This is a genomic window from Pseudomonas sp. URMO17WK12:I9, assembly GCF_900230165.1.
In the GTDB taxonomy this organism is placed as follows: Bacteria; Pseudomonadota; Gammaproteobacteria; order Pseudomonadales; family Pseudomonadaceae; genus Aquipseudomonas; species Aquipseudomonas fulva.
In genome coordinates this window covers 79,298-93,335 of sequence record NZ_OCMQ01000004.1, presented here as the reverse complement: position 1 = coordinate 93,335, position 14,038 = coordinate 79,298, and the positions used below count along the sequence as shown (strand labels likewise).

Annotated in this window: 8 protein-coding genes; 2 read left to right on the top strand and 6 right to left on the bottom strand. The window is 63.9% G+C overall.

Annotated elements, in window-relative coordinates; all coding sequences use genetic code 11:
- Window positions 1–183: 183 nt before the first annotated feature.
- Window positions 184–2,229: a TonB-dependent receptor gene (locus CRP40_RS10615; protein ID WP_027915372.1), complete on the bottom strand. Its 2,046-nt coding sequence runs from the start codon at window positions 2,227–2,229 to the stop codon at window positions 184–186.
- A 160-nt stretch (window positions 2,230–2,389) separates the two neighbouring features.
- Between CRP40_RS10615 and CRP40_RS10610 the strand changes: the two genes are divergently transcribed.
- Both CRP40_RS10610 and CRP40_RS10605 read left to right on the top strand, forming a co-directional pair.
- Window positions 2,390–2,611: a VF530 family protein gene (locus tag CRP40_RS10610; RefSeq protein WP_027915371.1), complete on the top strand. Its 222-nt coding sequence runs from the start codon at window positions 2,390–2,392 to the stop codon at window positions 2,609–2,611.
- Between the two features lies 1 nt (window position 2,612).
- On the top strand, window positions 2,613–3,236 hold the full coding sequence (locus CRP40_RS10605; RefSeq protein WP_027915370.1) for a Pr6Pr family membrane protein: 624 nt from the start codon (window positions 2,613–2,615) through the stop codon (window positions 3,234–3,236).
- A gap of 140 nt (window positions 3,237–3,376) precedes the next feature.
- On the opposite strand, the gene CRP40_RS10600 is transcribed toward CRP40_RS10605, so the two are convergent.
- The 5 genes from CRP40_RS10600 to CRP40_RS10580 form a co-directional block, all read right to left on the bottom strand.
- Window positions 3,377–4,138, bottom strand: coding sequence for a siderophore-interacting protein (locus CRP40_RS10600; RefSeq protein ID WP_027915369.1), 762 nt, complete (start codon window positions 4,136–4,138; stop codon window positions 3,377–3,379).
- On the bottom strand, window positions 4,131–4,667 hold the full coding sequence (locus CRP40_RS10595; RefSeq protein WP_027915368.1) for a PadR family transcriptional regulator: 537 nt from the start codon (window positions 4,665–4,667) through the stop codon (window positions 4,131–4,133). Before CRP40_RS10595 ends, CRP40_RS10600 begins: the two co-directional genes overlap by 8 nt.
- Before the next feature lie 84 nt (window positions 4,668–4,751).
- Window positions 4,752–7,901: a transglycosylase domain-containing protein gene (locus CRP40_RS10590; protein WP_027915367.1), complete on the bottom strand. Its 3,150-nt coding sequence runs from the start codon at window positions 7,899–7,901 to the stop codon at window positions 4,752–4,754.
- Window positions 7,902–8,026: 125 nt separating this feature from the next.
- Window positions 8,027–9,646 (bottom strand): FMN-binding glutamate synthase family protein, encoded by a 1,620-nt coding sequence (locus tag CRP40_RS10585; protein ID WP_027915366.1) that lies wholly within the window; start codon window positions 9,644–9,646, stop codon window positions 8,027–8,029.
- Between the two features lie 29 nt (window positions 9,647–9,675).
- Entirely contained in the window at window positions 9,676–14,004 is a 4,329-nt protein-coding gene (locus CRP40_RS10580; protein ID WP_050587339.1) for a DEAD/DEAH box helicase, read from the bottom strand.
- Window positions 14,005–14,038: the final 34 nt, after the last annotated feature.

Sequence of the window (14,038 nt, the reverse complement as noted above, 5' to 3'; positions counted from 1 at the left end):
CTGGCAATGGGTTGACGAAGGGGGTAAATGGGTGAAGCGATTCAGCTTGGGGCGGGGAGGATATAGGGTAAAGCGTGGGAAAAAAAGACAAAATGTCGCAGTGCATTGTTACCCTTTGGGTAACAGTGCACTCAAATGGGGCGCGTGGCGCCCCATGTTACCCGTCGTGGCAGGCGGGCTCCCTCAGAAGGTAGTGCGCAGGCCGACTTCCACGCTACGCCCCGGGGCCGGTGCGATATCACGCAGGATCGAGCTGGCATAACGCACCGTCTGATCCGTCAGGTTCTCACCCCGCACGAACGCCAGCCACTGGCTGTGGCCCACGTCGAACCGATAGCCCACGCTGGCGCCCAGGGTGGTATACCCATCGGTGCGGGTTTCATTGGCCGGTTTGCGGTGTTGAGCGGCGGCATGCTCAACGTCCACTCGCGCCTGCCAGCGGTCGAGCTCCCAGACCAGGCCGCTGTTCAGGCGCAGCGGGGCGATTCGTGGCAGGGGCTCGCCGGAATCGAGGTTCTTGGCCCTGGTGTAGTCACCCGACAATTCGAGCGCAAAGCTGCCATAGCGGTTCTGCGCCAGCTGCCACCGGTCTTGCGCCTCGATGCCGTAGAACCGGGCCCGAACACCTTGGTACTGGTATTCGGGAATGCCGTCGTGGTCATGGTCGTGGTCATGATCTTCGCCTTCATGATCATGATCGTGACCTTCGCGCAGGTTGCCGGTGCCGATCAGGCCGATATAGTTGCGAAAATGGCTGTAGAAAACGCCCACGCTGCCTTTGTGCGTGCCGTTGTCAAAGCGCAGTGCCAGATCGCCCGAAACTGCCTTTTCCTTGTTCAGGCTGGCATCGCCCACTTCATAGGCGCCGGTAGCCACATGTGCGCCGTTGGCATAGAGCTCATAGAAAGTCGGCGCCCGCTCGGTGTAGCCCAGGTTGGCGGCGAGCGACCAGATCGGGTCCAGTTGGTACACGGCACCTGACGACAGACTGAAGGCGTTGAAGCTGCTGGCGCTGTCGGCGTCTGCGAACTGCGCGTTGCCCTTGCCGTCCGGGTCGACGCGGGTGTGCTCCATCCGTGCCCCGAGGCTCAAATCCAGCCGGTCAGTGGCGTGCCATTGCTCCAGCAGGAACAGTGCAAAGCTGTCGGTATCGGTATGCGGCACGAACGCTTCTTCGCCCAGCGCTGAGAATTCGTTCCGGCTGACCTGCGCTCCCAGCACCCCTTCCACGGGACCCAAGGGTTGGTGGCGGGCCTCGACACGGGCTTCATAGCCCTTGTTCTTGAACGTGGTATGAACTTCGCCTTCTTCGATCTCACGATGTTGGTAATCGGTATACCCGGCATCGAGCTTCACCGAGCTGAACGGGCCGTCCAGGTCGCGAAACTGCGAGGCGAAGGCATAGTGGTCCTGCTCCATGTCCAGCCGAACGCCGGGCTCAGCCACCGAACCGTAGTTGGTGTCATAACGGCTGTAGGACAGGCCGGCATAACCGTGGTCCCAGTGGTAGGCACCGCCCAGTGCGCCGCCGTCCTGGCGGCCGTCGCTGTTTTCCAGGCGATGCTTGCTGCCGGGTGCATCGGCATCGCGGACCTGGGCGCTGCGTGCAAAGCCTGGGATGCGCAAATCATTGTACTGACGGGCGTTGGCATCCACGTGCAGGGCGAAGGCACCGTTGCCGGCCTCCAGCTTGCCGGCACTGCTGCGTGTGGTGTCGGCGCCACCGTAGCGCAGCTCGCCGGCGCCCTGGATGCCGTCGATAGGGGTATCGGGAATGCGGTTGTCGAACGTGTTCACCACGCCGCCAATGGCGTTGCCGCCATAGAGCAGGGCAGCGGGGCCCCGGACGATTTCGATGCGTTCGACAGTGACGGGGTCAAGGGGCACGGCGTGGTCGTAGGACAACGACGAGGCATCCAGCGCGCCGACGCCATTGCGCAGCAGGCGGATGCGATCCCCGTCCAGGCCTCGAATGATTGGGCGGCTCGCCCCTGGCCCGAACCAGGTGGAGGCCACACCTGGCTGTCGGTTCAGGGTTTCCCCCAGGCTGCTGTGCTGTTGTTGCAGCAGGTCAGTGCCTTCCAGCACCGTGCTGGGGCTGGCCAACTGGGCGCTGCCCAGCGGGTTTGCAGTGATGACCTGAGGCGAGAGTTCAACCCCCTGGCTGTTTGAGGTAACCATGCAAAGTGCTAGTGCGAGGGGAGAAAGGCGAAGCGGTGAGTGCACCATGAGCGGTAGCGGTCCTTGGCAGAGATGTTTATTGTTACAATATAACATCTCTATTTCAGCATAGCCTTGCCGCACGCCGCCAGCCTTATTTGTCCCGTGCAGGGTGCGCGACGATGCCTGCACTGGTGTAAGGTGCGCATCTTTGTACCGGAGCCTTGGCATGAGCACTGCCCAACACAACGCGCTGCACGGCAAGACCCTCGAGCAGATCCTGACCGAGCTGGTCGCCCACTATCAATGGCAGGGGCTGGCCGAACGCATCGATGTGCGCTGCTTCAAGAGCAACCCGACGGTCAAGTCGAGCCTTACCTTCCTGCGCAAGACCCCGTGGGCCCGCGAGAAGGTCGAGCAGCTGTACATCAAGCTGCAGCGCCAGGCCTGACATGCAGCGTCACCCGTGGTTGAGCACCATGGCCATGCTGGGCTGGCTAGGCCTGAGCGTGCAGGTATACCTGGTGCTCTGGGGGCGATGGCAGGAGCAGGCGAGCCTGATAGGTGGACTGATCAACGTGTTCGGCTACTTCACGGTGCTGACCAATACGCTGGTGGCCACTGTCCTGAGCTATGCCGCATTTGGCCGGGAAGGGGCGAGCAGGCGCTTTTTCCTGTCTCCTGTGGTCAGCTCGGCGGTGGCGGCGAGCATCGTGCTGGTGGCGCTGGCGTATAGCCTGTTGTTGCGCCATCTGTGGCAGCCCGAGGGTTGGCAATGGCTGGCAGACGAGCTGTTGCATGACGTCATGCCAGCGCTTTACGCCTTGTACTGGTGGTTCGAGGTGCCCAAGGGCCGATTGCGGCTGCACCACCTGGGGCTATGGGCGTTCTATCCTGCCGCCTATTTCGCCTATGCGTTGTGGCGTGGCAGTGAGATTGGCGTCTACGCCTATCCCTTCATCGATGTTGCCACCCTGGGGTATGCCCAGGTGATGATCAATGCGCTGGGTGTGCTGGCAGGGTTCTGGGCAATCGCCGGGGTGCTGCTCATGCTTGACAGGTGGAGAGCGGGATGAGGCAGGGCGTGCCGTCAATCAGGCAAATCAGGCAGCCATCAAGTCTGCGCAGCAGCCCAGGGATTTGAGCGCCGCGACGGGCATTGCCAGGGCCGCCGCAGCCCCGTTGGCCTTGATTGACTGGCCTTGGCCACAGCCTTTCAGTCGTCGCTTGCTGAACCTTCGGCGCGCCAGTAGGCGGCAGCCTTGAGAGCGTCCTGCGCCACACCTTTGCTGATCAGCAATGTCTTGACCTGACGCGTCAGGTTCTTCTCCAGCGCTACCCAGGCGTACAAGGTCCCCTCGGGTAATGGCAAGGCCTCGACCGTGGCCACCAGGTCGTCCCGACCTCGTACGGACCAGGTCACGTCCACCTGAGCTTGGCTGGGCAAGGGCTGACGCTCCTGCTCATCGTGAACCTGGATGACGGCCACCACCCGTCGTCCCGCAGGCAGGGCTTCAAGACGGCGGCCAATGGCCGGCAAGGCAGTTTCGTCACCGATCAGCAGGTAGGCCTCGAAGATGTCCGGTACCACCATCGAGGCACGTGGCCCGGCGATATCCAGGGTTTGCCCCGGCGCCGCCTGCGCCGCCCAGGTCGAAGCGGGGCCATCGCCGTGCAGCACGAAGTCGATGTCCAGTTCGTTGGCTTGCAGGTCGATGCGCCGGGGGGTGTACTCACGCATGGTGGGCCGCTCGCCCCCTTCCCGATTGAGCGTGCGGGCATCAATGGCGTGCTGCTGCTCGGCAGTCTCGGCAAACAGCAGCTTGATATGGTCATCCGTGCCCAGGCTGGTGAAGCCCTGTAGCTCGGGGCCGCCCAGTGTCACGCGGCGCATGCGCGGGGTCAGGTCGGTCACACGCAGCACGTTCAGGCGGCGCTGGCGAATCTCGTGGTTGACGCGGTGGATGGCTTCACTCATCAGCGCTCTCCTGGTCAGGGGCATGGGGGCCGCCAGCGATGGCTTTGGCGGTCACGTTAAGCAAGTCGCGGACGCGCTCGATTTCCTCAGGTGTCCAGCGGCCATGGTGCATGTGCAAGGCGTGGCGCAGATTGCCCACGGCCTCGTGAATCTCAGCGGGGCGGTCGTGACCCCGCAGGGCATGCTTGCTGACTTCGATACGCACGCGTAACCCGTCCAGTGCCACGGCCTGCTCGGTCAAGGCGCTGCGGCCCGTGTCGGTGATGGTGTACAGCCGCTTGCTGCCTTGAGGCTGACCCTGGATGAGTTCGGCCTCCTCCAGGAAGTTGAGCGTGGGATAGATCACCCCTGGGCTCGGCGTATAGCTGCCATCGAAGCGTTTTTCGATTTGCCTGATCAGGTCGTAGCCGTGTCCTGGCTGTTCGCCCAAGAGTGAGAGCAGCAGCAGTTTCAGATCGCCTGGGGCGAACACCCGAGGGCCGCGTTCGCCGCGGCCGGGTTTGCGTTCGAAGTTTTCGGAATCGCGCATGCTGGAAAGTGCCTGTTCAAGATATATCTCAAGATAGTACTCAAGATGTATCTTCGGCAAACCACAAATGCTGATGATTCTTATCTACCCGTTCGATACATCCTCAGGTGAACGGGCAACTACGCTTGCCTGCTGCGGGGGGATGCATTCGTTAGGGTTGCCCGGCTGCAAGTAGGGCATGAGGATCGGCGCCATGCCCTTGAGCACCTGCACCGGCAGCGCAGAGGTGAACTTGAAGGCTTCCGCCGAGCGTCCGGGCACGAAGGCAGTCAAGGTGCCGAAGTGGTTATCGCCCAGGAAGAACACGAACGTCGCGGTGCGGTTAAGCGACCGTGAGCCTATCAGGCGGCCCCCGGCGCCGAAGCTCTCGATGCGGTTGTCGCCCGTTCCGGTCTTGCCGCCCATGACCAGAGGCGTGCCATCCTTGAGCATGAAGCTGCCGGAAATGCGCCGCGCGGTACCTGCGTCCACCACTTGCGACATGGCGCCCTTGAGCGCGCGCGCTACCTCGACCGGCAGTATCCGCACACCACGATCCGGGTCGCTGATCAGTTTGGTCTCGTACGGCGTGTCCGCTGCAAAGTGCAGGGTATCGATGCGCAGTGTCGGCAGCCGTACACCGTCGTTCTGAATGATGCCCACCAGTTCGGAAAGCGCGGCAGGCCGGTCACCGGAGCTGCCAATAGCGGTCGCCAGCGACGGGACCAGGTGATCGAAGGGATAGCCCACCCGCTTCCAGCGCTGATGAATGTCGAGAAACGCCTCGATTTCCACCATGGTCCGGATGCGGCTGTCCCGTGCGCCCTGGTGACGGCTCTTGAACAGCCAGCTGTAGACCTCCTGGCGTTCGAAGCGGCTGGCGTTGATCATTTCGCTCAAGGTCGATGCAGGGTGCTTGAGCAGGTAGCCCAGCAGCCACAGGTCCAGCGGGTGGACCTTGGCGATGAAGCCCTGGTCAGGCAGGTTATACCGCCCCGGGCCGTAGGCATCGTACATCTGTACCAGACGGTCGTCGGTCAGTTTGCTCTGGGCGAGCTTGCTGTCTTTGCTATGGGCCCGCACGAAGGCGTTGAACGTGGCCTGGCCAGCCTCAGGGAACAGGTAGCGGTGCACGGCCGCCAGGCGCTGGGGTGTCACGCGCATGCCGTCGAGGAAGGTGTCCAGGCGTTGCTGCGAGGTCTTGCGCTGGTACTTGCGCCAGAAACGCATCAGGTAGCTGGTCCCTTCCTTGTCGGCGAACTTTGCCAGGTACTCCTGCCGGCGCGGGTCAGCATCGTCCTTGAGCAGCGGCACCCTGTTCAAGGGCTGCTGATAGGTGACGTAGCGCACCACGTCGCGCATCAGGCGGATGAACGGCAGGTTGATCGATTCGCGCAGGGCGTCCTTGAGGGTAGGGTTGCGGCCGTTGTCTTCCTTGCGAAAGTTATTGAACACGTGCATGCCGCCGCCGGTGAAGAAGGATTCGCCAGTGCTGGCCGAATACTTGCGCTCAAGGGCGGCGTCGAGCATCGCGTCCAGGCTCTGGTTTCTGCTGTTTTGCATCAGCCAGTCCAGTGACCAGCGGCTGATGACGTCCAGGTCGGCGACCTCGACTTTCTTCAGCTCAGCCGCAGGCTTGCCGGCGTACTTGTCATGCAGCTCGGCGACGATTTCCAGGTAGGTGGTCAGCACCCGAAGCTTGGCGGTCGAACCCAGTTCCAGCTTGCTGCCTTCGTTGATGTCGAAGGGCTGGTCGGTGCTGTCCGTCTGGACCCGCACGCGTGAGCCATCGGCAGTGCGTTCGAACAGGGTGAAACTGTAGCTGACCTGGTCGGTGGTTTTGGCAGTCAGCAAACGCTCGCCAATCAGGCCGATCTGCGCGGCGAAGGCCGGGTCGGCCAGATGCTTAAGGTACTCGCTGACTTGCAGCTGCAGGTCAGCCTGCAAGGTGCTGGTGGCGGAAAGGTCCAGACGGTCGAGGTCGTACAGCGGGCGGTTGAGCATGGCCGAAAGACGGTTGCGGGCCAGGCTGATGCCCTTGTTGGTGACGATAGGCACGATGGTCGGCTGCGCGACCCAGTCACGGTAGACGGCCTTGCTGGCCAACGCGGCATCGGCCAGCGCCTGAGGGATGATCTGGTTCGCTGCCAGCACACGAACGTGGGCGTCGGTCAGCTCGGCAAGTTCCACGCGCCCCTTGGAGAGGTAGTGCGATGGCCGGCGCTGGGCAATCATCAACGACAGCACCTGACGCAGCGCAAGGCCGCGGGCCGCCAGGCTCTGCGCATCCGTGGCGGTGTCATTGAGCGCGCGGTTGACGTGCTCGAAGTCTGCTCCATACCACACGCGCAGGCCTTCGGCCATGCCGTGGACTTCACCATGACCCGGCACGGCGGACAGCGGCACGCTGTTGAGGTAATCACGCACGATGCGCTGGCGCGCCTCGGTGGTGTCCGGCCCGCCCTGATAGGCGCGCACGCTGGCAGAAATCATCTGCCTGATCTTCTCGGCGCCCGACACGGTCAACCCGTCGGGTGAATGGCGGTACTTCTCCAGCTGGGTGGCCAGGGTACTGCCGCCGGCGGATTGGCCAGGCAGGGCCAGGTAGCGCGCGATCTGGCTGTAGGCAGCCTTGGCGAAACGCGGCCAGTCCACTGCCGGGTTGTTGCGCGGATCACGGGTATCGAGCAGGTCGCGGTTCTCGATGAACAGCAGGCTGTTGACCACGACCGAGGGAATCGAGGCGAAGTCCGGGTACAGGTACTGGGGATACTGATACTGGTAGAGCATGTCGCCCCGGCAATCGGTAATCGCCAGACCTGCCTGGACCTTTTCGATATAGGGCGCGAACAGCCCATGATCGACGTAATTGACCAGCGCCGGCGAGAATCGCACTTGTTGGCTGATCAGGTAATCGCGCTTGAGCAGGCGCGGCAGGAACTCGCCGAGCGAGCTATAGCCCAGGCGCTTATCGAACGGTCCTTCGCCTGGGTACACGATCGCATCGCTGGGACCGGGCTGCAGCGAGTAGGTCAGGGTGCTCGCCAGCTTGCTGAACTCGCGCGATTGCAGCTCGGACGTGCGGAACTCTTCATAGGCCGCGAAGCCGACAGCGCCAGCGCCCACCAGCAGAATCAGGATGATCAGACGCCACCATAGCCGGCGCTGACGAGGGGACTTGGGTTCTGGCGTCTCGGCAGGCGTTTGTTCGGGTGCTTGCTTGGTGTTTGGTTCCGTTTGCCACAGTGCGCCCATAATCGTCTATCCAGCCAGGTATTTTCGTCTTGCTTGCCTGAAGCTTAGACGTTGCGCCGGGTATGTGAAAATTTTGTGGAAACTGCGGAATAAAGCGGGTGCGCGGCAGGGCCGCGCTCAAGCATTCAGGCGGCTACCTCGCTGTTGGGCTCAAAGCTGTCCGCTCGGGCCAGTTGCCACATGCGCGAATAGAATTGCCCATCGACCTCACCGGTCAGTAGCTCGCCCGGCTTGAGGAACACATGCATTTGCGAGAACAGCTTGATCTCGGTGGCTGAAATGCGCCGCACCAAGTGCTTGGCTTCGAGCTGCGACGGGTGTTCCAGCCCAGCTGCAGCCAGCATCTCGGCCAAGGCACGCAGGGTGTTGCGATGGAAGTTCAGCACCCGTTCGGCCTTGTCCGGCACCACCAGGGCACGTTGGCGCAGCGGATCCTGCGTGGCCACACCCGTCGGGCACTTGTTGGTGTGGCAGCTCTGGGACTGGATGCAGCCGATGGCGAACATGAACCCCCGCGCGGCGTTGGCCCAGTCCGCACCGATGGCCAGGACGCTGGCGATATCGAAGGCGCTGACGATCTTGCCGCTGGCTCCGAGCTTGATCTTGTCGCGCAGGTTCAAGCCCACCAAGGTGTTGTGCACGAACAACAGGCCTTCGCGCAGCGGCACCCCGATATGGTCGGTGAACTCCACGGGGGCGGCCCCGGTGCCGCCTTCCTTGCCATCGATCACGATGAAGTCAGGCAGGATGCCGGTTTGCAGCATGGCCTTGGCGATACCCATGAACTCCCACGGGTGACCCAGGCAGAGTTTGAACCCCACGGGTTTGCCGCCCGACAGTTCACGCAGTTGGGCGATGAACTGCATCATTTCGATTGGCGTGGAAAACGCGCTGTGCCGCGATGGCGAGATGCAGTCCTCGCCCAGCGGGACGCCGCGGGTTTCGGCAATTTCCTGGGTGACCTTGTGTTTGGGCAGTATGCCGCCATGCCCAGGCTTGGCGCCCTGGCTCATCTTGACCTCGATCATGCGCACCTGCGGGCTGCGTGCCTGCGCGGCAAATGCCTGCGGGTCGAAACGTCCGTCCGAGGTGCGGCACCCGAAATACCCGCTGCCCAGTTCCCATACCAAATCACCGCCGTGCTCGCGATGGTAGGGGCTGATGCTGCCCTCACCGGTGTCGTGGTGAAAGTTGCCCAGTTTCGCGCCTTGGTTCAATGCGCGAATGGCGTTGGCGCTGAGCGAGCCAAAACTCATGGCGGAAATGTTGAAGATCGAAGCTGAATACGGCTGGCTGCACTGCGGGCCGCCGATGGTGATGCGAAAGCTTGCCGGGTCAGCCAACGGCGCCGGGCGCATGGAGTGGCCGATGAACTCGAAGCCGGACGCGTAGACGTCGATCAGGGTGCCGAACGGTTTGTCCGAGACCTGGTTCTTGGCCCTGGAGTAGACCAGCGAGCGTTGGGCACGGGAGAAGGGCAGGGCGTCGCTGTCTGCTTCGAGCAGATACTGGCGGATTTCCGGGCGAATGGTTTCCACCAGGTAGCGGATGTTGCCCAGGATCGGGTAGTTGCGACGCACGGCGTGGCGTTTCTGCAACAGGTCGAACAGGCCTATCAGGCTGAGCAGGCCGGTTGTCAGGGTGAAGGGCCACAGCCATTGGTGGTGGATCAATGGCAGGGTTGCCAGGGTAAACACGATGCAGATGGCGAACACCGCATAACGGCTGAGAAGTGACAGGCTCATACAGGGTCCTTGCGATGGCTCGGTCAGGCTCACGGCCTGGGTTGAGCCCCGACCATAGCCAACTTGTCCGTCCCTGCAAAGGCCGTGTCGCGCAGCAGCAACTGCCGCCACTGCGTCTGCTGCGCCGCGCAAGCCTCGACCAGGTAGTCGTAACGCTTGCCCACCCGCGCAGCCACCGGCACGCCGTCGCGGTAGAGCAGCCGGTTGCCGCTGGTGGCAGGTACCTTGGCCCCCGGCAGCAACGTGCCGATCAGGTTCAGCGGATCACTGGCGCTGACCACCACCAGTGTGCCGTCCGCCGCTTGCCGGCGAATCTGGCGCAGCATTGCCACGGCTTCGGGCAAGGCGAACTGTTCGCCGGACAATCCGGCAATGAAGCGCCCGCCCCGTATTTCCCCACGCGCCTCCAGGCGATGGTAGCAGCGCAGCAGATCACGCCAGGGCGGCAGCACATCGCTCTCACGCGCCAACAGGCGCCAGCACATCACCCCGTAGCGCTGCAGCAGCAGGCGAGCAAGGTGTTCGATGCGCTGATCCTGATCCAGCTCGGCTTCGCTGCGCGCCAGCAGGGCCCAGCGCCCTGCATGGGCCATGCTGCTGGACAAGGGCAGGTGACCGAAGCGAGGCCGACGCGTGGTGCGCCGAGCGGCCGGGGTGATCAGGCTGCGCAGCCCGGTGAAGCTGTCGGCATTGGCCAGGCCTGCACCGACCAGCGCCTGCAGGGCCGTTTCCAGTTCGCTGGGGAGCAGGCGGGCCTCTTGGGCCAATTCGTCGAAGAACAGTGCACCCCGGGTTTTCAGGGCGTCATGCACCCGCTGGGCGCGTGGTCCCAAGGTGTCGAGACTCGGGGGTGGGGCCAGGCTTCGCCACAGCTGCAGGTGTTCGCGAGGCAGCAACACCACAGGCGTGCTGGCCACCGTGCTGGCTGACACGGTGTTTGCCAACCGGCTCCAGGCGAACTGCCCGCTGCGGCAAGCCTCGTCGAGCCAGCTGGGGCTGTAATCGCGTACGCGCGCCGGCAGCACGTCGGCTTCCCACGCCCCGGCCGCACTTGGAAATCCCTGCAGCTGGGCCAGCACAGCAGGCAGCGCCTGCGGCCCTTGCAACCGTTGCCCCGGATCAAGGTGTTGCCAGTGAAACAGGAAACGCATGAAGTCCTGCAGGCTGACGGGCTCGATCTCCCGGCGCAGGCGTTTGACGGTATAGCGGTGAATACGCGCCAGCAGGTGGCGTTCGCACCACTGTGTGGCTACTGCATCCGGGCTGAAATGGCCCCGTAGCACATGGCCTTGGGCCTCGAGCCGGGCCAAGGCCTGTTCCACCTCAGCGATGGGCTTGCCCAGCGGCGCCGCAAGCTGGGCGACGGTGACAGGCCCATGGCCGCTCAGCCGGGCACGCAGCAATTCGGGCAGCGCCAGGCCGTGGTCCACGGGTTGATCGAAGCCAGGCAGCGGTTCGACGGCAGGCACCAGAGGGCAATCGGGGTAGACGGCTTGCAACAGCGTCAAGCGCTCACGGGCCAGCCACAACGCCTGCTCAGGCAGGTAGACGGCCCGGCCCCGCTTGGCCAGCTGGTCAAGCAGCGTACGCCAGCGTGAGCCTGCCTGGGCTTCTGTCTGGCTGATGGCGCCCAGGCTCATCAGCGCTTCATGCATTTCATCAGCGTTGACCGGCTGCGGCCAAGCCTCGGCTGCCACCGCCGCGATCGCATCCGCATCCAGTGCACCCAGCTCATCGCCTGACTGCACATCCGCCCAGCGGCGATTAAGGACCGCCTGGGTACGACGCTCTTCAATCGGGGCATCATCCAGAAAGGTGTAAGGCCTGGCGTTGAGAATGGCTGAGGCCAGCGGCGAGGGCGCCGACAGGTCGCATGCCAGCAGGCGCACGGCACCGCTTTCCATGCGCCGCAGCAACACCAGCCAGCCCTTGCTATCCATGGCGTCGTGCAGGCAGTCGTCGAGGGTCTGACGAACCAGTGGGTGGTCCGGCACCTGCCGTTCACCGGGCAGATTCTCAAGGCAGGCGATCTGATCGGGGAATACCGAGGCGATCAGGTCCTCGCTTTTCATGCGCTGGATCTGCGGCGCAACTTTGCGACCACCGGCAAAACGCGGCAAGGCCATCGCCACACCCGCGTTCCAGCGCCAGCGCACACCGAACATCGGGGCGTCGAGCACGGCCTGGATCAGCACCTGCTCGGCGCTGCGGCTGTCGAGGTAGCGCCACACTTCGTCGAGGGCGAAGCTGTGGCTGGTTGACAGCGACAGCACGATAGCATCTTCACTGGCTGCCGCTTGCAGCTCGACATTGAAGGTACGGCAGAACCGCTTGCGCAGGGCCAGCCCCCAAGCGCGGTTGATGCGGCTGCCGAACGGCGAGTGAATGATCAGCTGCGTGCCGCCTGACTCGTCGAAGAAGCGCTCCATCACCAGGGTGTCCTGGGAGGGCAGGGCGCCCAGTACCTGCCGCGTACGGGCCAGGTAGTCGAGCAACTGTTCGGCACAGCTGGCGTCCAGTTCGAAGGTGGCTTGCAGCCAGGCCAGCACGTGCGGCAGCGAGCCACCGGCGTGTTGCAGGCGGTCATCGATCTGCCCTTGCAGCCTGGCCACGGCAGCGCTGAGCTCGCGGCTGCGCCCAGGGGCTTCGCCTAGCCAGAACGGGATCGTGGGGGGCTGGCCGTGTGCGTCTTCGACCCGGACTCGCCCGGCCTCCACGCGCAGGATGCGATAGGACGCATTGCCCAGCTGGAAGATGTCGCCAGCCATGCTCTCCACGGCGAAGTCTTCGTTGACGCTGCCGATGTTCAGCGCCTGGGGGTCGAGCATGACGGCGTAGTCGGCATTGTCGGGAATCGTCCCGCCACTGGTCAAAGCGGTGAGCTGGCTGCCACGGCGCCCTCGCACCATGCCGCTGACCGCATCGCGGTGCAGGTACGCGCCGCGCACGCCCTGGCGGCCGTTGTAGCCTTCGGCAAGCATGCCGAGCAAGGCGTCGTAATGTTCGTACGCCAACGTGTCGAACGGCATGGCCTGGCGCAGGCAGTCGAACAGCGCTCGCTCGTGCCAGGTCTGGTTGCTGGCCTCGGCGACGATCTGCTGGGCCAGTACATCCAGCGGCGCCTGCGGTACCTGTACTTCATCCAGCTCGCCGCGGCGCACGCAATCGAGCAGCGCCACGCACTCGATCAGGTCGTCTCGCGATGTCGCGAACAACCGTCCTTTGGGCACCCCGTCCACCTGATGCCCAGCACGCCCCACGCGCTGCAGGAACGCTGCGATCGAGCCGGGTGAAGCGACCTGGCACACCAGGTCGATGTCGCCGATGTCGATGCCAAGTTCCAGCGAGGCAGTGGCCACCAGCACCTGCAGCTCGCCGGCCTTCAGGCGCTGCTCGGCACTCAGGCGCCTCTCCTTGGACAGGCTGCCATGGTGAGCGGCCACCGCCGCCGCGCCCAGCCGATCGCTCAGGTGACGGGTGATACGCTCAGCCAGCCGCCGGGTGTTGACGAACACCAGGGTGGTGCGATGCGCACGGGCCAGTTCGGCCAAACGATCGTACACCAGCCCCCATGCATCCTGGTCGAGCACCGCCCCCAGTGGCACGGGTGGGATTTCGATGGCCAGGTCACGTTGACGCGCGTGCCCCACATCGACGATGGCGCAGGCCCGCCCGCTGCCCACCAGAAACTGCGCCACGCGTTCGACCGGACGCTGGGTGGCAGACAGGCCGATGCGTCGCAGCGGACGGTCACACAACGCTTGCAGGCGTTCGAGGGTCAGCGCCAGGTGGCAACCGCGCTTGTTGCCGGCCAGGGCATGGATCTCATCGACGATGACGGTGTGCACCGTGCGCAGGCCTTCACGTCCAGAGGCCGAACCCATCAGCACGTACAGGGACTCCGGGGTCGTGACTAGAATGTGCGGCGCCTGCTTGCGCATGGCGATACGTTCTTTCTGGGGCGTATCACCGGTGCGCACCGCCGTGGTGATGGTGGGGGCTGCGTGCCCTTGCGCTTGGAGCGCGCGCTGGATGCCCTCCAGCGGTACTTGCAGGTTCAAACGGATGTCGTTGGACAGGGCTTTCAAGGGCGATACATAGACGATTTGCGTGGTGGCGTGCAATGTGCCGCCCTGCTCCAGCCCCTGGCGAAACAGCGCGTCGAGCACTGCCAGGAATGCACTGAGCGTCTTGCCTGAGCCGGTCGGCGCTGCCAGCAGCACGGATTGTCCCGCCTGGATGAGCGGCCAGGCCTGGGCCTGGGCATCGGTCACCGACGGATAATGGCCTGAGAACCAGGCCGCAACGCCTGGATGGAACAGCTCAAGTACTGGATGGTTCGCGGCAGGAAGCGTCATGAGAAGGTTATGAAGGGTACAGGCCAGGTTGGCA

Excerpts from the sequence above, each read along its gene's own strand:
- CRP40_RS10580 (WP_050587339.1), bottom strand. The coding sequence starts at position 14,004 with ATGACGCTTCCTGCCGCGAACCATCCAGTACTTGAGCTGTTCCATCCA.
- CRP40_RS10590 (WP_027915367.1), bottom strand. The coding sequence starts at position 7,901 with ATGGGCGCACTGTGGCAAACGGAACCAAACACCAAGCAAGCACCCGAA.
- CRP40_RS10605 (WP_027915370.1), top strand. The coding sequence starts at position 2,613 with ATGCAGCGTCACCCGTGGTTGAGCACCATGGCCATGCTGGGCTGGCTA.
- CRP40_RS10585 (WP_027915366.1), bottom strand. The coding sequence starts at position 9,646 with ATGAGCCTGTCACTTCTCAGCCGTTATGCGGTGTTCGCCATCTGCATC.
- CRP40_RS10600 (WP_027915369.1), bottom strand. The coding sequence starts at position 4,138 with ATGAGTGAAGCCATCCACCGCGTCAACCACGAGATTCGCCAGCGCCGC.
- CRP40_RS10615 (WP_027915372.1), bottom strand. The coding sequence starts at position 2,229 with ATGGTGCACTCACCGCTTCGCCTTTCTCCCCTCGCACTAGCACTTTGC.
- CRP40_RS10610 (WP_027915371.1), top strand. The coding sequence starts at position 2,390 with ATGAGCACTGCCCAACACAACGCGCTGCACGGCAAGACCCTCGAGCAG.
- CRP40_RS10595 (WP_027915368.1), bottom strand. The coding sequence starts at position 4,667 with ATGCGCGATTCCGAAAACTTCGAACGCAAACCCGGCCGCGGCGAACGC.